17 protein-coding genes are annotated in these 21400 nt (G+C 50.2%); 14 read left to right on the top strand and 3 right to left on the bottom strand.

Features of this window, described 5'->3' with window-relative positions; translation table 11 throughout:
- The 8 genes from B7988_RS10770 (at position 1) to glgA (ending at position 10673) form a co-directional block, all read left to right on the top strand.
- Positions 1–678: a hypothetical protein gene (locus tag B7988_RS10770; RefSeq protein WP_141225641.1), complete on the top strand. Its 678-nt coding sequence runs from the start codon at positions 1–3 to the stop codon at positions 676–678.
- Positions 679–1509, top strand: a complete 831-nt coding sequence (locus B7988_RS10765) for an FISUMP domain-containing protein (protein ID WP_088657907.1) — start codon at positions 679–681, stop codon at positions 1507–1509. It begins immediately after the preceding gene.
- Between the two features lie 28 nt (positions 1510–1537).
- Positions 1538–2128 carry a nitroreductase gene (locus B7988_RS10760; protein WP_088657906.1) on the top strand — a complete coding sequence of 197 codons (591 nt, stop codon included), beginning with the start codon at positions 1538–1540 and terminating at the stop codon, positions 2126–2128.
- A 105-nt stretch (positions 2129–2233) separates the two neighbouring features.
- Positions 2234–4708: an InlB B-repeat-containing protein gene (locus B7988_RS10755; protein ID WP_088657905.1), complete on the top strand. Its 2475-nt coding sequence runs from the start codon at positions 2234–2236 to the stop codon at positions 4706–4708.
- A gap of 140 nt (positions 4709–4848) precedes the next feature.
- Positions 4849–6960, top strand: coding sequence for an InlB B-repeat-containing protein (locus tag B7988_RS10750; RefSeq protein WP_249268964.1), 2112 nt, complete (start codon positions 4849–4851; stop codon positions 6958–6960).
- A gap of 19 nt (positions 6961–6979) precedes the next feature.
- Positions 6980–7549, top strand: a complete 570-nt coding sequence (gene folE / locus B7988_RS10745) for a GTP cyclohydrolase I FolE (RefSeq protein ID WP_088657903.1) — start codon at positions 6980–6982, stop codon at positions 7547–7549.
- Positions 7550–7857: 308 nt separating this feature from the next.
- Positions 7858–9192 (top strand): esterase, encoded by a 1335-nt coding sequence (locus B7988_RS10740; RefSeq protein ID WP_088657902.1) that lies wholly within the window; start codon positions 7858–7860, stop codon positions 9190–9192.
- A gap of 251 nt (positions 9193–9443) precedes the next feature.
- Positions 9444–10673, top strand: coding sequence for a glycogen synthase (glgA, locus tag B7988_RS10735; protein WP_088657901.1), 1230 nt, complete (start codon positions 9444–9446; stop codon positions 10671–10673).
- 68 nt (positions 10674–10741) lie between these two features.
- Here the strand turns inward: glgA and B7988_RS10730 are convergent, their stop codons facing one another.
- Positions 10742–12532 carry a thioredoxin family protein gene (locus B7988_RS10730; protein ID WP_088657900.1) on the bottom strand — a complete coding sequence of 597 codons (1791 nt, stop codon included), beginning with the start codon at positions 12530–12532 and terminating at the stop codon, positions 10742–10744.
- Positions 12533–12711: 179 nt separating this feature from the next.
- Between B7988_RS10730 and B7988_RS10725 the strand changes: the two genes are divergently transcribed.
- Genes B7988_RS10725 through B7988_RS10710 form a run of 4 tightly spaced genes read left to right on the top strand, consistent with a single transcriptional unit; the run spans position 12712 to position 17236 of the window.
- Positions 12712–13332: a sigma-70 family RNA polymerase sigma factor gene (locus B7988_RS10725; RefSeq protein ID WP_073319040.1), complete on the top strand. Its 621-nt coding sequence runs from the start codon at positions 12712–12714 to the stop codon at positions 13330–13332.
- 36 nt (positions 13333–13368) lie between these two features.
- A complete protein-coding gene (locus tag B7988_RS10720; RefSeq protein ID WP_088657899.1) occupies positions 13369–15480 on the top strand; it encodes a gliding motility-associated C-terminal domain-containing protein in 2112 nt (703 codons plus the stop codon).
- Positions 15481–15497: 17 nt separating this feature from the next.
- Positions 15498–15929 (top strand): hypothetical protein, encoded by a 432-nt coding sequence (locus B7988_RS10715; protein ID WP_088657924.1) that lies wholly within the window; start codon positions 15498–15500, stop codon positions 15927–15929.
- Between the two features lie 14 nt (positions 15930–15943).
- Positions 15944–17236: a CCA tRNA nucleotidyltransferase gene (locus B7988_RS10710; RefSeq protein ID WP_088657898.1), complete on the top strand. Its 1293-nt coding sequence runs from the start codon at positions 15944–15946 to the stop codon at positions 17234–17236.
- A 46-nt stretch (positions 17237–17282) separates the two neighbouring features.
- Here the strand turns inward: B7988_RS10710 and B7988_RS10705 are convergent, their stop codons facing one another.
- Positions 17283–18317: a glycosyltransferase gene (locus B7988_RS10705; RefSeq protein ID WP_249268963.1), complete on the bottom strand. Its 1035-nt coding sequence runs from the start codon at positions 18315–18317 to the stop codon at positions 17283–17285.
- 165 nt (positions 18318–18482) lie between these two features.
- On the opposite strand from B7988_RS10705, the gene lpxA reads away from it, so the two are divergent.
- Entirely contained in the window at positions 18483–19250 is a 768-nt protein-coding gene (lpxA, locus tag B7988_RS10700; RefSeq protein WP_088657896.1) for an acyl-ACP--UDP-N-acetylglucosamine O-acyltransferase, read from the top strand.
- Positions 19251–19259: 9 nt separating this feature from the next.
- Here the strand turns inward: lpxA and B7988_RS10695 are convergent, their stop codons facing one another.
- Positions 19260–20414, bottom strand: coding sequence for a cellulase family glycosylhydrolase (locus tag B7988_RS10695; RefSeq protein ID WP_088657895.1), 1155 nt, complete (start codon positions 20412–20414; stop codon positions 19260–19262).
- Between the two features lie 238 nt (positions 20415–20652).
- Here B7988_RS10695 and B7988_RS10690 point away from each other — a divergent pair, with 238 nt between their 5' ends.
- Positions 20653–21396, top strand: a complete 744-nt coding sequence (locus B7988_RS10690; protein WP_073319062.1) for a carbohydrate binding domain-containing protein — start codon at positions 20653–20655, stop codon at positions 21394–21396.
- The last annotated feature ends 4 nt before the right edge of the window (positions 21397–21400 follow it).

Raw genomic sequence — 21400 nt, 5'->3', positions numbered from 1 at the left:
GTGAAGATGATTTTATATAAGAATGTGTTTCATTTGTTGCTTTTGGGGGTAGTGTTTTTTTTATGTGCTTGCGTGGGCTATGACTACGAGGAACGGGAGGAATATTTTATTTGGTCCTATGAAGGTTTGATAGATGACACCACAGCCGTAGTTTCTGTTGTTGATGAAATTTACGGCTATAAGAATGATAATCACTTTATGGGTTGGGATGATGATTCTTATACAGAGGTGGTGTCAAAATATTATTATCCCGTGGGGATGCAATCCCGATGGGTAGGCAAGAAAAAGAAATCTCTAGAAGAATTAGTTGCTGTGGGAAAAGAGGATTCGTCCGCCCTTGAGAAGTGGATGGAAAACTGCTTTGCCATGGGTGAAATTGATGGACAATTTCTTTGCCTTGATGCGGTGACGTTCCCTGAATTTAGAGAAAATACGGGTCTTATTCTTGTGGATAAAGATAAGAAGGACTTAGATACGTTGGAACTTGAAAATTGGGTGAATTTAGATGAATCGGTTTCCTTTCTTCAACATTATTTAAAAGTCGATAATAACTTATATGAAATTCGCAATGGAAAATTTATTTCTCAACGCCCTAAGTTTAGAATTGTGAAAGATGGTCGAAAGATTGTCTTTATTGATGAAAATGGTGACTTTACTTGGTATGGAGGAAAACCGTAGATGAGATGGATTTTTGCTATACTGCTGTTGCTTGTAATGGCTTGTTCTATAGATACGGTCAGCTCGTTGGACGAAAATATTGCTGCGGAAACAGATGATCTTTGGACTGAAAATGATGTTGTTCGGGATACCATCACGGACTCTCGCGATGGTAAGAAATACGAAGTTGTTAAGATTGGCAATCAATGGTGGATGGCTGAAAATTTGGATTATGTCTTGGATTCTAGTTTCTGCTACAACGATGAACTGGATTCCTGCGAGATTTATGGTCGTCTGTACACTTGGGATGTTGCTATGAATTTGGATAGACGGTATTTGACTGATAATGCTTTTTATTATGAACAGGTGGATTCTGTTCATCAGGGGATATGCCCTGACAATTGGCATATTCCCACAAAAAGTGAATGGAGAAAACTAATTGAATTTATGGAATTTCACAATGGTGACGAGGGAAGTGGAGCGAGCATAAGAACGCCCTACGGCTGGGTTACGGGAATGGGTGAGTGGGCTGATGATTATTCTCATAAAGTTCCAGTTGAGTCTGTAAATCGATTTGGTTTTGCGGCGCTGCCTGGTGGTGCTCGTGCCACAAGGAGCCTTACTTCGTGCAATTGCTATAGCTACGAGGATTCTCGCAACAATCTTTTTTGTGGACATGCCTATTTTTCCTTTTTTTGGAGTGCTACTGAAGATTATTCATATAGAAACAATACGAATTATGCCGCGTTTGTAACGGTCAATGGCATGATGAATTCTGGTGGAGTTTATATTTATGATAACCCAGATAAGTCTAAGGATTGGGCAATGTCTGTTCGTTGTGTAAAAAACTAGGTTTTCAAAATCCGCGAAGGAGTTTGATATGAACACACTCGAAGCCATTAAGACACGCCGCAGCACGCGCAAGTTCAAGGCGCAGCCGGTGGAACTTGAAAAGTTGCAGACCATCGTGGATGCGGGCCGATTCGGCCCCACCGGCGGTAATGCTCAGAGCAATCACTTCTTCGTGATTTCGGATGCCGTGGTGATTGCAAAACTCAAGGAACTTGTACAGGCCGCCTTTGCGAAGATGGAACTCCGCGACGACCTCTACAAGAGTCTCAAGAATTCGATCATGCTTTCGCAGAAGGGAAATTATTCCTTCAGCTACAATGCTCCCGTTCTGATTGTGGTCGCAAACAAAAAAGATTACGGCAACAACATGGCCGATGTCGCCTGCGCTGTCGAAAACATGATGCTTGCCGCCAACGAATTGGACCTTGGCAGTTGCTATATCAATCAGCTCAAGTGGCTTAATGAAGACCCGACGCTCCTCGAATACCTGCGCGGTTTTGGCTTGCGCGAGGACGAGCGCGTGTACGCCTCCGTCGCTATTGGCTATGCCGACACCGAAAGCGGACTCCCGAACCGCACTGAATCTCCGCGTACCGGGAACCTGGTGGAGTATTTATAGCGCTTCCTGTGTAGATTGTGACATTTTGTCAACGGAAAAAACTGGATGTTCTGTAACGTCCGGCTTTTTTTGATATATATTTTGTATGAGATATAAGGAGGAGACATGTTATACTCATTTTTCAGGGGTTTTAGCCTTTTGGCGTTTGTGCTTGTCGCCGCAATTTCGGCGCAGGCCTACACAATCACGTACAACTTGATGGGTGGCGTTAACCATCCGGACAATCCGGCGAGTTACGAACGTGATACGACCAAGCTTATTCTGAAAGCACCTTCAAAGGAAGGCTATGCCTTCTTAGGGTGGTATGTTGTGTCTGCAAGCGGCAAGGACTCCAGCTATTATAAAGGGGAAAATTTTGCTCGTTTCAGGAATCTCTCAAGAAGCTGGCTCGTGAGTGATATTGAAAATTTTACGGTGGAAGCAAGGTGGGGTCTTGTTCCTGAAATTCCGCAGCAAGATGAACGAGGCTGTTACTTGATCCGAACCGCCAGGGAATTGTATGGTATTGCTTCGGTTTCTAAACAGGATTATGAATACAGTCCCGAGTATCGATTTGAAGGTTGTATTTCTCTCTTGAATGATATTGTCGTTAACAAGAACTTGCTTGATAAAGACAAGAATCTGTCTTTGGAAGAATTTGTGTACTGGATTCCGGTTCTTTTCAAGGGGACGTTCGAAGGCAACGGTTTCAAGATTTCGGGCCTGCGCGGAAACTACGGCCTTTTTATGGAACTCGGAAATATTTATGGTGGAAACGTAGCGCCTACTTTTGTCAAGAACTTGGGCGTTACGGATTCCTACTTTTCTGGTAAAGTTGTCGGCGGTATCGCGGCGACAATTGGCGGGCCGGTTCAAATGAATAATGTATATACGGACGTGTCGGTCCATGCGGAAGATTATGCCGGTGGCCTGATCGGTAGTGTATTCTTGGCTCCAGATGAATGTGTGACGGCTATGAGGCCGGCCTTGAATGCCCCACAGTACGCCGGTAAAAGTACCGCTGATTATTCGCGTGCAGCCTTCATTGAAAATTCCTACAGTTTAGGGCTTGTTGAAGGCGCTTATGCGGGCGGCATTGTTGGCGAAATGGATGTCGCCGTTTTAAGGAATGTCTCTTTCGCGGGCCAAGTGAAAGGGACTTCTACAGACTGCATTGTGGCAAAAAAGGGCAATGCCTGCTCTACAAGCAGTATCATATTTGAGGTGGAAAACTCCAAGTGTATCGATAATGGTGACACGGCGGCGTACCCTGTCTTTAAAGAAAACGCGTTCTCGATTGATTATGTCTTGTATGGCGGTGTAAACAGTGAGCAAAATCCGGCTAGTTATATCAAGGGCGATTCCGCCATTGTGTTGGGCGACCCGCAAAAAGAAAACGATGTGTTCGAGGGTTGGTTCCTGGATAGCAACTTTGTCCAAAAAATCGATACCATAAAGACGCAATATTATGGCGATTGGAAACTTTATGCAAAGTGGAAAAGCTTCTTTGTCATTCATTTCGAAATGAATAAAGGCCAAACTTACAACGGGCGCACCTTCTATTTACCTTTGGAATTCAGGTGGTCGGCAGATTCTGCTGCATTTGTGCTAGGTACGGCTAGCCGGGGATCCGGATTTGAATTTGACGGCTGGTATGCGGATTCGCTTTTCACGAAAAAGATTACGGAAATTCCTGCCGGGAATACCGAGGATGTTACGGTGTACGCCAAATGGAGACCGAAGACATATACGATAACGTATCACTTGAATGGCGGTACAAACCATCCGGACAATCCGAGTACTTTTACAGGAGAAGATGACGGTTTTAAGTTCAAGGCGCCGACCCGTGAGGGTGCGGATTTTTACCGTTGGACTTATGGTGAACTGGGCGGCGTAGCAGAAAAAATTTCCAGGATGCAAAATATTGATTTGTATGCGGAATGGTTCCCTAAGCCGCAGAAGCCCAAACAGAATTCGAAAGGCTGTTATCTCATTGGCACAAGGGAAGAATTGTACTGGTTTGCTGAAATGGTCAATGGGCGGCTAGAAGGTGTTGAACGCAATGCAGAAGCGTGTGCATCACTAGAAGCAGACATTGTCGTCAATGACAGTATAGCGAAGGATGATGTTTTGGACCTTGCCGGAAAGGATTATTTTGTGTGGCAACCCATTGAATATTTTGATGGCAGTTTTAACGGGAACGGGCATTCTATTTCAGGATTGCTGATGCACAATCGTTATTCTGATTTTGAAACGTATGGCGGAATGTTCTATGTCGTAAGGTCTTATAAGCAGGTTGTTGATATTTTGATTAAGGATTCGTACCTTCGTGACGTTGGTTTTATAAAGTCGTTTTACATTACAGGAAACCGTATGGCCCTTTCGAATGTTGAGGCAAAAAGCGATTGGCAAGCCTCTGTTCGCGGCAATAGCGTTACTTTGTCTGGACTCGTGCCTGGGCGTACGCTTCTTGTAATGGATGTACAGGGCCGTGTTATCTGCCGTATGACAACGCAGTCTTCGATGGAGATCGATATTCCTATGGCGGGGCGGTACTTGATTCGCTATGGTAAACAAATGAAAACAATATCGGTCCGTTAATTTGTAAAATTACGTTTAATGTCCAAGGAAAATCCAGGTTCCGTGAGAATCTGGATTTTTTTGATATATATTCACTTTGTCACTTTGAGTGATGAAGAGAATACATGTTTCGTTCAGTTTACGCAGTGTTAGGGTACTTAATGCTGTTAGCCGCGGTGTCGGCTAACGCCTACACGATCAATTATAATCTGAACGGCGGCGTGAACCATCCTGAAAATCCCGAAAGCTACGACGAGGCGGCGGGCCGTTTCGATTTAAAAGAACCGACGCGCGAAGGGTATTCCTTTTTAGGCTGGTATATTGAATTTGCTGAAGGGGTGGACGTTCCGCCCAACATGTATTATGGCGAGTATCAAGATTACTCCATGTTCGTGCTTGCAAACTACCTGGGCAGTTTTAGCGTGTATGCACGCTGGGGCCTTGTACCGCAAACGCCCAAGCAAGATGAACGCGGCTGCTATTTGATTTATACCGCCGAAGAACTTTACGGTATCGCCACGGTTTCGATTGCCGATTCTACCGCCTTCTCCAAAAAGGACGATTATAAATTCGAAGGCTGCATCTCGCTCCAGAACGATATCGTGGTGAACGAAAATCTTCTGGATTCTACCGGCAACTTGTCCAGGGAAGATTACGTGTGGTGGGTACCTTTGAAGTTCAAGGGAACTTTTGAAGGTAACGGTTTCAAGATTTCTGGCCTGCGCGGAAACGACGGCTTGTTCGTGACCCTCGGCGACGAAAACGATGTGTGGGGCAAGAATGTCACGGTCGTAAGGAACCTGGGCGTTACGGATTCTTATTTCTCGGGCAGCGATGCTAGCGGAATTGTAGGCAAAGTCGTAGGCCTTGTCCAGATGACGAATGTCTATGCCGATGTCTCTATTCAAGGCTTGCGTTCTACGGTCGCAAGCAGCACTCCCGCAGCCGACAGCGTCCAGTTTGAAATTCACTACGTCTTGAACGGAGGCGAAAACAGCGAACTGAATCCGGCGGGGTATGCCAAGGGTGATTCTGCCATCGTTCTTGCCGACCCGCAAAAAGAAAACGACGAATTCGAAGGCTGGTTCCTGGACGAAGACTTTACGCAAAGAATCGATACCATCAAGACGGAACATTACGGCGATTGGACTCTCTACGCCAAATGGAAGAGCTACTTTGTCGTCGATATCGAAATGAACGGCGGCCAGTTCTATAACGGTACCGAATTCTACAAGCCGCATGTAGTCAAGTGGTCGGCGGATTCTGCGGCCTATGTGCTCGGTAAGGCTTACTGGTCCGGCTTTGAATTTGCGGGCTGGTATGCGGACTCGCTATTGGAACAGGAAATCACGGAAATCCCTGCGGGCAATACCGAAGACCTTACTGTTTATGCCAAGTGGAATACGACGGAATATACGATTACGTACCACATGAACGGTGGCGAAAACAGTCTGGAAAACTTGACTGCGTTCAATGCCGCCGATGTCGGTTTTGAATTCAAGGCTCCCGCTCGCGAAGGTGCGAAATTCTACCGCTGGACGCCGGAAAAGCTCAGCTACTATTCGGCAGTCCAGTTGACGGAAAAGAAAAGCATCGATCTGTTTGCGGAATGGACTCCGGCCCCGCAAATGCCCGAACAGGATACAGCGGGCTGTTACCACTTGAAGAACAAGGAAGAACTCTACTGGTTCGCGGGCCTTGTCAACGGCACCTTGGACAGCACCGAGCGCAACCCCAAGGCATGCGCTACGCTTGATTCCGACATTGTCATCAACGAAAACATGTGGCAAGATTCCGTTTTGAATCTCGACGATTCGCTGACCTATTTCGTGTGGGACGCCATCTGGGATTACGAAGGAACTTTCCTGGGTAACGGGCACACCATTACGGGCTTGCTTGCAAATAGTAGCTGCGGTGACGAACACCTGTTCGCGGGCCTGTTCTGCAATGCGAGCAGCTACAAGAATGTCGTGAATGTCAAGGTGAATGGCTCGTATGTCCAGGAATTTGGCTACATCGACAACTTTGTCATTACCGGCGGCACCATGCCTGCTCAGCCCGGAACGCTTCAGGGCGAATGGCGCGCCGTAGTGGGCGGCAAGAGCGTAAGCCTGTTCGGGCTTGCTCCGGGCAAGATGCTTTTCGTGTACGACCTGCAGGGCCGCCTGCTTCGCCGCGAAAGGACGGAACCGACGATGCTTATGGATTTTATGGATGCGGGCAAGTTCCTGATCCGCTACGGAAACGAAACTCGCGCTGTCACGATTCGCTGATTTTGCTATCTTTGGCCCCATGATGGATTTCAAGAAAATGGAAGACGGCTTCCGGATGATTCTGGAAGGCATGGGCGAAAACCCGAATCGCGAAGGTCTTATCGATACGCCCAAGCGTGTCGCCAAGATGTACGCCGAACTCATGACGGGCCTTTCGGGCGAAACCCGCGCCGAAGATATCCTCAAGACTCGCTTTCACGAGAAGTACGATGAAATGATTATCGTGCCGGATATCCAGTTTGCCAGTATGTGCGAACACCATTTTCTTCCGTTCACGGGCAAGGCTCACGTGGCCTACATTCCGGGCGATTGCGTGGTCGGTCTTTCCAAGATTCCGCGCGTCGTGGAATTCTATGCGCGATTCCCGCAGATCCAGGAACGCATGACCCGCCAGATTGCAGAGCTCATCCAGAAGGAACTGAATCCGAAGGGTGTTGCTGTGGTTTTGGAAGCGTCCCACATGTGCATGACCATGCGCGGGGTGAAAAAGCCGGGGGCCACCATGGTGACGACTCAGCTTTTGGGTCGATTCAAGACCGACGAAAAGACCCGCGCCGAATTCATGTCCAGGATTTACGCTCCTAGGTAAGTTGTTTTTTAAATTGTGTTATTTTTTCCTGAGAGTTTTCCTCCGATTTGATCGGGGGATTTTTTTTTTTAGGACAAATAAGCGGAATAATGGATTTTTGCGTGTGTAAGAATAACCTTATCCATTATGGATAAATTTTGTATAAATTAAAACGTAAAAATCTCGCTTTTTGAGCTAATTTCGCCATTTTTGGCTCCTTTTGACTATGGACTTATTGTCCATGGAAACTCGTTTCGGACTGTTTTTTTCGCTTGTTTTTCAAGGTATCTTTAGAATGGTGTTAAGGGAAAGGTATAAAAGGAGTCACAATGAAATCGAAATATTTCAAGAATTTGGCAAAGGGCCTGGTGGTTGCAGGCGCTGCTTTTGCTTTGGTCAACTGCGGCGATGCTGCGGATCAAGTCAATAACGCCGTTGCTGATGCCCAGCAACAGTACCAAGAACAGCAACAGGGCGGTGACGTGGTCACTGATCCGGCTACAAATCCCTCACAGACGGTGACTGACCCTGCACAACAGGGGACCGTTACTCCTGTGGATCCGGCAGACCCGAATGCGACTCCGACAGATCCGAATCAGGGCGTGACTGACCCCACTCAGCCTGCAGATCCTTCGCAGACTGTTCAGCCCGCAGACACGACTGCTCAGGTTACCGAACCTGTGGTTGGACCTGGCGGTGAACAGCAGCCTATCGATACGACGGCAACGAATCCTCCTGCAATCTCTAGCAGCTCTGCCGCTGGTTCCGATCCCGTTCCGACTTCTAGCTCTGCCGAGGATTCCCCCAAGTCCAGCTCCAGCGAAGCCGTAAAGCCGGCCAGCTCTTCTAGCGAAGTGAAGGCCGATGACGGCATCTTCCTCGTTGATGGCAAGGAAGAAGAAAAGAACTACCTGGAAGTCGAATATATCAAGAATACGGCCGACAACGGCGGTGGCGTCCTTTGCTACCCGAAGCAGCTTTCCAATACCAAGAAGCATGGTGTTATCTTGTGGGGCCCGGGTGGCGGCTCTAGCCCCAACGATTACGAAGGTATCATTCGTCGTCTCGCCTCTCACGGTTTCGTGGTGGTGGCTACCAGCGAATCTCCGGATGGTACGAACCGCGGTATCCCCGCACTCGACTGGCTCGCCAAGAAGAATTCTACCCAGGGCGATGTGCTGTACGGCAAGCTCGACATGACGAAGGTGGGCGCTTCTGGCCACTCCATGGGCGGTCTCCAGTCCGAAAAGATGCTTATCAACGACAAGCGCGTGATTACGGCTGTCCTCAACAACAGCGGTGCATTCAACCATGCTGAACTAGCGAATGTCCCTGCCGGAAAGACTGCTGCAATCGTCTACGGTGAAGGCGGTATGGAACGCCCGAACGCCGAAGGCGACTACAACAACAATAACGTCAAGATTCCGGCTTGCCTCCTCAAGATGACTGGTGGTCAGGGCAATGAATGCCAGAACGGCGAATGCGGCTGGGGCCATGGTTCCGGTCCGTGGGGCGGCATGGCAGCGACCGTTGCTTGGATGCGTTGGCACCTCGGTGGCGAAACATTCCGCAAAGATGATTTTGTAGGTTCTTCTGGCAAGTACATTAATGGCGCTATCCTTGGCCAGCCGGGCAAGTGGAAAGGCCAGTGCAAGAACTTCTAAGAAACTCCACACTCACTCCTTACATCCCGTCCGAATGGGCGGGGTGTTTTTGTTATAATGAAAGCTCGGGGGCGAAACTGAGATTGTATTGGCGTAAGCCAGCGCCCCCTCGCCGGCATACTCAGCTCCAGACTAATGTCTGGGGCTTCGTTTATGCCGCAGAAATTAAAAGAATACACCTACATTTTTATTACAGATTTGTCCGGTAGGCAAAACAAAGCTATCTTAATACAGTAAACGGAGTTTGTTTTATGAACGCTGCAATTTTGACGAATGAATTCCCTCCAGAAATTTATGGTGGTGCTGGTATCCATGTTAAGTTCCTTACGCAGGAACTTGCAAAGCTTTGTCATGTGGAAGCACGTTGCTTTGGCGTGCAAGACGAGGACAAGGACAATATCCGTGCAATCGGATTTTCGCGCAAGCTGGGCTTGAACCCGCATGATGATCGTTTTCAGAAGATTTTCAAGCCGCTGGACATCAATTTGCAGTGGGCTGCCGCGCTCGACAATATCGACGTCATTCACTGTCATACATGGTACAGCCATTTTGGCGGCGTGCTCGCTAGCCGCCTTTTGCAGTGCCCGCTAATTCTCACGACGCATTCGCTCGAACCGCACCGTCCGTGGAAGGCCGAACAGTTGGGCGACGGCGGTTACGCCATGAGCTGCTGGATCGAACGCACCGCTTACGAGGCTGCCGACGGCGTGATTGCCGTAAGCCAGGGCATGAAGCGCGACGTGATGAAACTTTACGGCGTTCCCGAGGATCGCGTGAAGGTGATTTACAACGGTATCGATCCGGACTTTTATGCTCCGACTTTCGACGAAAGCATTCTCACCAAGTGGGGTGTCGATCCGAAGCGTCCGTATGTGCTGTTCGTGGGTCGCATTACGCGACAGAAGGGCATCAGCCAGCTGATTCAGGCGATTCCGCAAATCGACAAGAGTGCCCAGGTGGTGCTCTGCGCCGGTGCTCCCGATACCATCGAGCTTGCCGACGAATGCAAGGCTCTCATCGAAGAGGTGCAGAAGACGCGCGACGGTGTCGTGTGGATTCAAGAAGCGGTTCCGCACGAAGAACTCCGCGTGCTTTACAGCCATGCGACTGTGTTTGCAACGCCCTCGCTCTACGAACCGTTCGGTATCATCAACCTTGAAGCCATGAGCTGCGGTACTCCGGTGGTGGGCTCTGCAGTGGGTGGAATTCCCGAAATCATCGTGGACGGCGAAACCGGATTCCTGGTTCCGTTGAAACATGTATCCGAAACGGATTTTGAACCGGCTGACCCGAAGGCTTTCCAGACTGATTTTGCGAACAAGCTCAACAAGATTCTCGGAAATCCGGAACTTGCAAAGAAAATGGGCGAAGTCAGCCGCAAGCGCGCCATTGACGTATTCAGCTGGAAGTCGATTGCCAAGCAGACTTACGACTTCTACCAGGAATGCATTGACCGCTACAAGAAAGAAGGAAAGAGATAGAATAGTAGACAGTAGATGGTAAACAGTATGAGGTCTGTTGCAGAAAAATTCTTCTAACTTCCTACTTCCTACTTCCTACTTCCTACAATATTCTCTACGATCGCTGCTGTCGTGAGCAATTCCGGCAGCACGATTTTTTTAGTGGCATCGCCTGCGGGGTAAATCGCGTAAGCGGGTACGCCCGACTTTCCCATGCTGCGTAATAATGCATTCACTTCAGGCGTTTCGCGAGTCCAGTCGGCTTTTACAAGCGCCACATTCAAGCTGTCCATGGCGCGGCGGAATTCGTCACGGTTGAGGACTGCGGCTTCGTTTGTCTTGCAGGTGAGACACCAGTCGGCGGTCGCGTCGATGAATATGGTGCGCTTCGCTTTTGCAAATTCTTCGATTAGGGCGGGGCTGTAGCGGTACCAACCGTCTGCAGTCATCTGTTCTTGCATGCGGGCGTTGAACTTTTCGCTGGCAGCGCTTTCGTAGCGTGGCGAAATGACGGCGAACCAGAGTGCTGCAATGACGATGACGCTCAATCCAAATCCAGCAACTTCGCGCTTGAAGGCGACTCCCGGAGGCGCGAACTTGCCAAGCAGAACACTGCAGGCAACGCTTGCCACGACGACAATAGCGAACATCCTGACGCCTGCGGTGCCGGCCTGTTCGTTCACAATCCACAATAGCCATGCGACGCTTGCAAGGAGCAATACGCCCATCACCTTTTGCAGCTTGACCATCCAAGGGCCCGGTTTCGGGAATACCTTGAGGATTTTCGGGAAGGCGCTAACGAGCATGTAGGGGAGAGCAAGGCCTAGCCCAGCCGCGGTAAAGAACAAGAAGAGTACGGGGGTCGTTTGCGCAAAGGCGAATCCCATCGCGGTTCCGAGGAAGGGGGCCGAACACGGTGTACTTAAGAGAACGAGGAGCGCGCCGGTAAAGAAGGCGCCCGCAAAGCCCGCCTTATGGCCGGCTTCGTCCATCTTGGTGGTGGCACCCCACGGGAGCCACACTTCGAATACGCCAAAGAAGCTCATGGCAAATGCGGTCAGAATCACGACCATGAAGGCGATGAATCCGGCACTTTGGAATTGCATGCCCCAGCCCGCGGACCCGCCGCCGGCCTTGACGGCGGCGACAACGGCGGCGAGCACCCAGAAACTTGCCAGAATGCCCGCCGTTGTGGCTCCTCCCAAAGCGAGGAGCCGTCCGCGACTTTCGCCTGCCTGCTTAATCAGGCTAAAGAGCTTGAGCGAAAGCACCGGCAGCACGCACGGCATCAAGTTCAGAATGATTCCGCCGAGGAATGCAAAAAACAAAAGTGCGATAATTCCGGCCGAAGCGGCGCTGTTCTCCGCTGCTTCCGTGGTGCTTGCTTCCAAGTTTTCGTTGCCGCGCTTATTAGCGGCTACTTCATTTTCGGAATCGTTTTTTTTTGCGCTGCTATTCACGTTGCTGGATTTTGCGCCAGCCGCATTTTCGCTGAGCGAAATCGTCTTGCTCGCAGGTGCCAGGCAAATGGAATTGTCACAAGCCTGGTAATGGAAGGTCGCCTCGGTTCCAAGGCTATCGTACTTGTCGGCGACTGCCTTCACCGGGATTTCAATCTTGAATTCTCCGCGGAAGGTCAGAATCTCGAGTTCCAGCGCCTCGTTATATTCTTTAATCGGCTTGGGCCACACCACATCGCCGAATTCAATTCCCTCGGCCTTCACTTCGATCGAAGAGGGCTTCAAGAATTCGTCGGTGACTTCGTTCGCGTTCACGTGCCACTTTTCGGGAATGGTAACCCATACGGTCAGTTTTCCACTGTCTTTCAAGGCGCCCGCGCTGTACTGCATCTGCATTTCCGGGGGTGGCATGGAGTTCATATTGAACTCCTGTGCGTTAACAGATTGTGGATAAATTACCAAAAATGAAGCCAAACTAAAAAAAACTGTTGATAGCTGCAAACAATAGTTTGCAAAAATTCCAAAAATCCGTTTTTTCGCTTTTATTTTCATAAATTTTATCGCAACTGAAAGTTCGCTGTCAAAATTCCGATAGGCTTATGGCTAAATCCAGAATTTTAACAGAAGAACCTCCCAAATGGGTTGAAAAGGTGTGGCGTAAGAACGCTTCACAAATTTACAAACTCTGTCAGTTTCAGAGTAGCGACCCCGACGGCGCAAAAGACCTTTTTCAGGAGGTTGCGCTCCGTTTGTGCCGGTCTGCGTATACTTTGGACTTGAATAAGCCGATGACCCCATGGTTTCGGGCTGTTATCCATAACGCTTTTCATGACATGAACAGAAGATTGCCCCCGGTAACTCCGTTTTCGCAGCTGGCAGACAATTTTGTCGCTTACGATGCTTCGGGAACGGACGCTGTTGCCTGCGAAGTCTATGAACAACGCCGCAGGCGTGTCATCCGCCGGGAACTGGACCGCTTGATGGAGGGACTCACCTCTGCCGAGAAAATGGCAGTGGAATATTCCTATATCGGCGAAATTCGGGCCTCCGAGGCGTGTCTTTATTGTGGCGTGAATCGCAGTACATTCCAAAAAAGAAAAACCGATGCAATCAAGAAGATGCGTAGATCGAAGAATGTATATATGTCCAAGTATAAAAATAATGAAAGTTCTTGCATGAATTTGGACGATTTGCTAACGCGGGCGAGTGAATTTTCGTAATTTTAGGGGGTGAAGTTCAAATCTCTAGTTTTTTGTTTGCTGCTTTGGGCAGCGTATGTGGGCGCCTACGATAAATGGGGTGCGTTTTCGGACCCGTTTCCGATACATGATGTGACGCCTTTTGCTAACGGAGTTCTTTTGGCAACCGATGGTGGCCTGCGTTTCCGTTCCATTTACGAAAATGTCGTGTATCATTCGGAACATGGCCTTGAAACATCCAGGTTTCATTCCGTTGTTTCTTCGAACAATGCGGTCTACGCCGTTTCGGAATACGGTCTTGTGGCTGTGTTTGCCGATGGCAGTATCCCTTGGCGCATTATCAACCGCTCCTATGTCAAGAACAATGTCCGTGCGGTACCCCACGGCACCGTTATGAGCGGTCATATCATGACGATTGCATTCGAGGACCGTCTTGCGTTCTTTGACGCCTTCCAAGGCCGTTCGTTATTGACGATTGATCGTATCGGTTCGAGGTCCCTTTCCATTACTCCTGTTCGCGAACTTTTGATCCGTGGCGATTCCCTGTACGCCAAGATGGACAAGGAAACCTATGTCCGTAAAATGGATTGGGCAAACCTGGCTTCTGACAAGCGCCTGAGCGACCCGAATTCGTGGTCCCTCGTTCCTGCGGGCACTGTTGTAGAAGGCTTTGACGAACCGGTCAAGAAGGTGACGGTAGATTCTCAAGTTTTGACTGATGAGCAACTCTATCACGACGATGGCTCTAGCAAGGTCAAGTGGCAGGTTAAAACGGCAGATGGAACGTATCTCGTCGGTTCTGAATACGTCTTCTTTAACAAGACTGGCGAAAAAACCGTTACGGATCTTACCGGATTCAATGGATATAGTCCCGGTGAAGTGTACGAAGTGAAGGCGACTCCCGAAGGGGGCGTCTTGGCGATGTCTGTCGATGGCAAGTTGAGCTACGGTAGCATCGGTGGCTGGGGCGAACCCCATTACGCTTATTCAACTTTGTCAAACGGACCGAATGGCTATTCTGCAAGAATGAAAACCTTGTCCTATTTGCCCGATGGTTCCATGTTCTACCATATTTGGGGCTTTGTGTATTTGATGTATTCGAAATGGGGCGCCCATCTTGAATATGATTTTAAGGCCGAAGACAATCATTGTTTTGACAAGTACCTTCCCAATTACGCAATCTCTGTTGCAACCATTGCGGCTCCCGACAATTCCGGCTTCTTGACGTCAACAGGAAAGAATCCCAATTACGGAGTCGTCTACTTTACCAAAGATGGCGAAGTACATTGTGCAAACGGAATCGGCAGTAACCCGGTACCTGGCGTGATGCATTCTAAAATCGACGAAGACGGCAAATGGGTTGTATATATCGCTAACAAGGACGGTACGGCTCTTGCAAGCGAAGGCGGCCTCGACGTAATCACGTTCCCTTCGCCGAAAGCCAATGGCGGCGAACTCGTTAACGGCCAAGTCAAATATTATGGCGGCATGAACCCCGCCCCGGTCGACATGGTATACGACCCTGTGGGTGACAGGTTGTGGCTGGTCACGATGTCGTCACTGGCTTATCTGGATGAAGAAGCGGATACGATCATGACGCCTGCTTCGACAAATGGTATGCTCGGTGCCGAATTTACGTCGATCGATGTGGATAGTCATGGCAACTTGTGGGTCGGAACGACAAACCAGGGTGTATATCGCTTGACACCCAAGAATGGTTCTCCCGATACGTTGAAGATCTTGCACTTTACCACAAAAGACGGCTTGCTTGACAACAATGTCGCTGACCTCGCCATTGACCCGGTTGTGGGGGCAGCCTGGTTTGCCCACGAAAAGGGCGTGAGCTACTACCGCCGTAACGACCTTAAGGACGCCCATAAGAATATGACCGATTCCGCCGAGGTGAAGGTTCATGCCTATCCGGTTCCGTTTAGGCCCAAGACTCAAGCCTTCCTCACGATCGATGGCATTGCCGAAAAGTCTACGGTGAGCATTTATAACCGTGGAGGCGCCCTGATCAAATATTTCCGCAACGAAGAAGTTGCGGGTGGCAAGGTGGAATGGAACGGTCGCGAGGATTCCGGCAAGTTGGTAACACCGGGAGTCTACTACTACGTCGTGAAAAAAGGCTCCAAGGTCAAGAAGGGCAAGTTTATTATTGCCCATTAATGGGCGCAGAGGTTTTTATGAATCGTGTTGCTGTGTGGATGCTTTTTGGCATTGCCATGCTTTTGGTTAGTTGTGCGGGCGAGCGTCAAGGACTGGTGTGCGAAGAAATGGAATACCGCCTAAACACCATGACCTATTCGCCTGACCAGCGCGCCTATGCCGAAGAAGAATTGCGCGTTTGCCGCGAAGAAGAGGCGCTGAAGAAGGCCGAAGCGGCCGCCACCCGCAAGAGCATTTATGACCGCTTTGCCGCATCGGATACGACAAAGTCCAAGTTGACCGATTCGACAAAGGCCGGTGAAGATGGCGAAGTGTCCGTGACCAAGGCGCTTCATGATTCGTCGGATGTAAAGACGACCAGTATTTATGACCGCTACAAGTCTGCCGAAGAGACAGCCGAAACTCCGGAACCGGATACCTCCACTGCAGATGCAGGGAATTTCCAGTAAGGCGGTCCTTGTAGATGGCTAAATTGCAGACACTTGCAGGTGAGTGGTTCGAACCGGATTTGCCGGGGCGCCTTCTCAAGATTGCGGGCGATATCCGCGAAGCGGGCGGCCGTGCGTTTTTAGTAGGCGGCTGGGTCCGCGATGCGCTTTTAGGCAAGTCCTGCCGCGACTACGATGTCGAAGTCTACGATATGGCGCAAGACGCGCTTGTTCCGATTCTTTCCAAGTACGGCCGCACGAATTTGGTGGGCAAGGCTTTCGGCGTGATTCACTTGGCCATGAAGGGCCTCTCGCTCGATTTTTCGTTCCCGCGTACCGAAAGCAAGGTGGGCTATGGCCACCGCGGCTTCGTGGTGCATACCGACGAAAAACTCTCCTTCAAGGAAGCTGCCCTCCGCCGCGACTTTACGATTAATGCCATGGGCATGGAACTGCCGGAACTCACGCTATGCGACCCTTACGGCGGTATTGATGACTTGAAGTCGCATACGCTGCGTCATGTGGGCCCGGCCTTTGCCGAAGATTCCTTGCGTATTTTGCGCGGGGTGCAGTTTGCCAGCCGTTTCGGTTGCACGCTTGCTCCCTCTACGGTAGAACTTTGCCGCACGCTTTCGCTCGACGACTTGAGCGTAGAACGCCTGTTCGAAGAATTCAAGAAGTGGCTTTTGAAGCCCGGCAAACCTTCGCTCGGCCTCAAGGCTTTCTTGGATATCAAACTCGACGAATATTTTCCCGAAATTTATCCGTTCAAGAATTCCTGGGAAACGCTTGGAATCGTTCTCGACAACATGGTAGCCTTGCGCGACACCTTGCCCGAGGCGCAGGCGATGGAATTTGCCTTTGCCGCCCTCTTGTGTGGCTCCGCTGAAACTTCGCTCAAGTTCCTGGAACGCATCACGAACGAAACGCATTTGCTCAAGATTGTGCCTCCGCTTTTGAAGGCTTACCAAGAGCTGGATATGGCAATCGTAAACGACGCTCCGGCACTCCGCCGCCTCGCTGTAAAACTCGGCGGTTTAAAGTTGCTCGGCTTGCTCGTAAAATGCACTCCCCGCGAATTCTATGCGGGCTCCACAGCCGATGGCGAATGCTTTGCCGACAAGTTCTGGAATGCATCAAACGGACTGGATTTGATTGAAAACGCCCCGCAACCTTACCTGATGGGTAAAATGCTCATGGATATGGGCGTCAAGCCGGGCAAGCAGATGGGCGAAATTATCAAGAAGAGTTTCGAACTCCAGCTCGACGGCAAAATCAAGAATGCCGAAGAGGCAATCGCTTGGGCGAAAAAGATGTGTAATGTTTAATGTGGAATGTGTGAGATTAATTACACACTTCACATTTCACATTGGATTATTTCCACCTGAACATGCCGGTAATCCCTGCGGGCACGGCAAACACAATCATCGGAACCTGGATGATTTCGGTGGGCAAGAACGCAAGCATCTTGCGCTTGGCGTGTAATTTCCACGAAGCAATCATCAGGAATACAAAGTCCACCAGAATCTTGGGCAGAATGCTGAAAATGCACCACTGCCAGGGGCAATCCAAAAAGAGCACGCACCACGGGCTAATGAACATCCAGATGTAGTAGGTGTAAATCAGCGTGAGCATCAAGACGTACGCCTTGCTTTCGTAGTTGGTGCCGTTGCTGCTCCAACGGGCGCGTTGGTTAAAGAGTTGCTTCCAGGTATGCACCGGGGCAGTTTCAATGACCGCGTCTTTATCGAGGTTGTAGCAAACTTTGGTGCCCGGGATTTTCATCATCTTGTGGATGAGCATGTCGTCGTCGCCGCTCGAAAGGTTCACCAAGTCGCCGAAACCGCCCACGGCAAAGAACAAATCCTTTTTGTAGGCAAGGCAGGCCGCGCTCGCCACAATGGGGTGTCCCCAGCTGAATCCGGCGGCTTCCATGGCGGTGTAGCCCAAGGTTTCGAGTTTCTGGTACAGGTGCGGCATGGTACGGCTGCCGTTATTCTGCTTGGGGCCCTGCACAATGCAAATGCCGTCGTTAAAGCGGCCTGCCATGGCGGTAATCCAGCTCTTGCGCGGAATGCAGTCGGCGTCCATGGTCAAAAGCACTTCGTACTTTGCAATCTTGAATGCGCTTTCTAGGGCGCGCTTCTTGGGGCTTGCGATTTGCGGTAAATCAGGCGAAAGGCTGAGTACCCTGAATTTCGGGTGGGTGGCCGCGAACTTTTCGAGAATTTCCTTGGTGGAATCGGTCGAACGGTCATCGACACAAATCACTTCCCACTCACCAACGTAATCCTGCTCGGCGAGAGCTTCCAGCGTGCGCTGCGCGAATTCTTCTTCGTTGCGCATGGGCACGACTACGGTGACGCTCGGGGTGGCCTTGGGCCCTCTGTAACGGTGTGTGCGAATCACTCCTATTATGAAAAATAGGAACAACAATACGTACAGCGCAGTAAGGCATGCAATGATAATACCACCCATGTGCTTAAAGTTAGAAAAATCGGAATTCGGATTTCGGAATTCGGAATTGTATTTTCTAATTTTTAACTCTGAACTCCGAATTCTGAATTCATAAGTATGATCCATCCTTCTGCATTTGTAAGCCCGCAAGCCAAAGTTCACGATTCTGCCGTTATTGGTCCGTGGTGTTTGGTAGATGCCGGTGCCGAAATTGCCGAAGGAGTCATCTTGGAGTCCCGCGTGCATGTGTACGGCGGGGTATCGGTCGGCAAAAATACGCATGTCTATGACGGTGCCATTTTGGGCGGCCCTCCGCAAGATCTAAAATATGCGGGCGAACCCACCCGGCTCGAAATTGGCGAAAACTGCACCATACGCGAATATTGTACGCTCAACCGTGGCACGGTACAGGGCGGCGGTTGCACACGCGTCGCAGACCATGTCTTGGTGATGGCCTACTCGCATATCGCCCATGACTGCGACATTCGAACAGGAGTCGTCATTGCGAACAGTTGCCAGTTGGGCGGCCACGTGCGCATCGGCGAATATGCGACCATCGGTGGCGTGACTGCAATCCAGCAGCGCAATCAAGTCGGCGCCTACGCTTTTGTGGGTGGCACGCACAAGGTGGACCGCGACGTTCCCCCATGCACCAAGGCGTCGGGGAACCCCATCCGCTACGGCGCCTTGAACCTGCACGCCCTGCGCCTGCATCCCGAAAGTTTCCCCGAAGAGCGTGTCCAGAATTTGCAGCGCGCCTACCGCGAACTGTATCGCGGCACGCGCCCCACTGCCGAAGTTATCGAAGAACTCAAAAAAGGCCCGGAACCTTTGTTCCAAGCCTTCTTTGACGAGCATTGGGGCGGCACTCTCGTTCGCCCGTAAAAAGCCTTATTAAAGTCCGAATGCTGCAGGGAAACCTTCGTACCAGGTGGCTTCATTGCGGTCGTAGGCTTCGAATCCGCCGACCTTCGTAAAGCCCCAGTAGTGCCAAGACATGTCCAGGCTTTCGGCAATTTCAATCGACTTTTCTGCCCACTGGGCCTTCATTCTTGCAGACGGGAGAACGCCGTCGGCGTCGCATTCCCTGGAGTTTGCGAAGTCGCCACCGCCCGAAATACCGAATTCACCCATGTTCATGGGAATGTGCCCGCCATTTACGTCTGGATAAAGAGCCGTTGCCTGCTTGACATAAGTCTGAAGGTCGTACATGGCGTTGTTGGCGTAGGCGGCGTCGCCCTTGCAGGGGTAGCTGTGCCCTTGGTGGCTATAGCCGAAGGGTTCGTAATAATGGCCGGAATAAATGATGTTGCCGTCTTGCGGCAAGTGCAGTATATTCAAGTCGGCAAATTTGGCGGCGTGGTAAGATTCGAACATGATTGTCTTTCCGGGTGCCGTAGCGCGAATTACTTTGTATGCGTCGTTCAGGAGTTCGTCCACCATTTGTGCGTTTGCGATGGTGGGTTCGTTCAGGATCTCGAAAACAAGCATGGAGTCCGGAGCGATAGCGTCCAGCTCGGCTGCGACTTGTGCCCACAACTGCAAGAAATGTTCCTTTTCGGCGTTGTAGGCAGCCGGATCAGAACTGAACTTGTTACCGGCGTTGTTCAATTCCACGTAGTGGTGGAAGTTCACGACGACAGCGAGGCCTTGCGCCAAGGCGAGCTTGATATCTTCTTTTACGCCTTCAAGACGTTCGGGATCGACGGTATGCGTGCTGTAGTCGGAATTCTGCTGCCAACGAACCGGGAGACGGACGGAGTTGAAACCCGTTTTCTTGATTACGGCAAAATCATTGTCTTCGATGCAGTTGCCCCAGCTGCAATCCAGCGAGTTGCCCTGAGAATCCCAGGAGTTTCCCAAGTTGATTCCCTTGCCGAGGCGCTTGTTCATGGCGCGGCCTTTGGAATAGTCAACGGCGATTACCTGGTGTTCAGGTTCTTCTGGAGTCGGCTCCACGGCTTTGTGGCTGCTTTCGCTAGAACAGGCGGAAAATAGAACGCTGCCTGCGAGCGCAAGAGCTAACGAATAGGAGTGCGGAAATTTCATAAAGACCTCTATATTAGGCAATATCTTGGTTGTAAAATAAAATTACACTTTTTTTACGGATTGGACAATCTGTAGTAAAAATAATGTGTTTACTTACGAAAACGCGAAAAATAGCGAAAAATAAGAAATTTGGGGAGAATTTACCCCACTTCAACCTTTTTTTTGCAAAACAGCGCCTCCGAACCCCTCAAAAACAAGTTATATTGTACCCGTCCGTATCTGGAGAATTTTAGATATTATGAAAGCAAATCCGCATAAAGCAAGCTGGGTGTGCGCCTTGGGCGTACTCCTTTTAGCGTCTTTCTCTTTTGCTGGTTATGGTTTTAGCGACTATCGCGACCGCGACCAGTCCCGTTTTGTCACTAAACAGGCGAAGCCGTTCCGACCCGACAAAGATGTCGTGTCCGTCGTGATGCGTGAAGCTATTCCGCGTGGTGGTGGATATACCTACCAGTACCCGCGTGAAAACCCCGAACCGGTACTTACGGACAAGTATGCCATGGAAGGAGCCCTTTCCATGGAAATTGAACTTATCGCAAGCGACTATTCCGGTGTGGCTATTTGTATTGCCGGTTCTGTCGACTTGACTCCGTATTTCGAAGAAGGTGTCCTGGAATTCTGGATCAAGGGTGCCCAGGGCGGCGAAAACGCCTTGTTCGTGCTCGTTGATGACGGCGTGAAGAGCGGTGGCGAATCCCTGCAGGTGAAGCTCCGTTCCAAGAGCCTTGGCGAAATCACTACGGAATGGAAACACTTTAGCATTCCCCTCAAGTTGTTCGGTACGACTGGTGTGTACTGGGATGCCAAGAATACCCGCGAAGTCATGTTGCCGTTTAGCTGGAGCAACTTCAAGGGATTCCGTCTCGAAGTCCGTAAAGACGAAAACGAGTCCTTCAAGGTCTGGATTGACGATATCGTGATCAAGAAGCACGGTAAGGCTTACGAAGGTCCGATGAACTATCCGTTCCGCAACGAGATTTAAGAGG

The sequence above is a fragment of the Fibrobacter sp. UWB1 genome (genome assembly GCF_002210325.1).
GTDB lineage: Bacteria > Fibrobacterota > Fibrobacteria > Fibrobacterales > Fibrobacteraceae > Fibrobacter.
This window is presented reverse-complemented; position numbering and strand designations above follow the sequence as displayed.

Excerpts from the sequence above, each read along its gene's own strand:
- B7988_RS10765 (WP_088657907.1), top strand. The coding sequence starts at position 679 with ATGAGATGGATTTTTGCTATACTGCTGTTGCTTGTAATGGCTTGTTCT.
- B7988_RS10760 (WP_088657906.1), top strand. The coding sequence starts at position 1,538 with ATGAACACACTCGAAGCCATTAAGACACGCCGCAGCACGCGCAAGTTC.
- B7988_RS10755 (WP_088657905.1), top strand. The coding sequence starts at position 2,234 with ATGTTATACTCATTTTTCAGGGGTTTTAGCCTTTTGGCGTTTGTGCTT.
- B7988_RS10750 (WP_249268964.1), top strand. The coding sequence starts at position 4,849 with ATGCTGTTAGCCGCGGTGTCGGCTAACGCCTACACGATCAATTATAAT.
- folE (WP_088657903.1), top strand. The coding sequence starts at position 6,980 with ATGATGGATTTCAAGAAAATGGAAGACGGCTTCCGGATGATTCTGGAA.
- B7988_RS10740 (WP_088657902.1), top strand. The coding sequence starts at position 7,858 with ATGAAATCGAAATATTTCAAGAATTTGGCAAAGGGCCTGGTGGTTGCA.
- glgA (WP_088657901.1), top strand. The coding sequence starts at position 9,444 with ATGAACGCTGCAATTTTGACGAATGAATTCCCTCCAGAAATTTATGGT.
- B7988_RS10730 (WP_088657900.1), bottom strand. The coding sequence starts at position 12,532 with ATGAACTCCATGCCACCCCCGGAAATGCAGATGCAGTACAGCGCGGGC.
- B7988_RS10725 (WP_073319040.1), top strand. The coding sequence starts at position 12,712 with ATGGCTAAATCCAGAATTTTAACAGAAGAACCTCCCAAATGGGTTGAA.
- B7988_RS10715 (WP_088657924.1), top strand. The coding sequence starts at position 15,498 with ATGAATCGTGTTGCTGTGTGGATGCTTTTTGGCATTGCCATGCTTTTG.
- B7988_RS10710 (WP_088657898.1), top strand. The coding sequence starts at position 15,944 with ATGGCTAAATTGCAGACACTTGCAGGTGAGTGGTTCGAACCGGATTTG.
- lpxA (WP_088657896.1), top strand. The coding sequence starts at position 18,483 with ATGATCCATCCTTCTGCATTTGTAAGCCCGCAAGCCAAAGTTCACGAT.
- B7988_RS10695 (WP_088657895.1), bottom strand. The coding sequence starts at position 20,414 with ATGAAATTTCCGCACTCCTATTCGTTAGCTCTTGCGCTCGCAGGCAGC.
- B7988_RS10690 (WP_073319062.1), top strand. The coding sequence starts at position 20,653 with ATGAAAGCAAATCCGCATAAAGCAAGCTGGGTGTGCGCCTTGGGCGTA.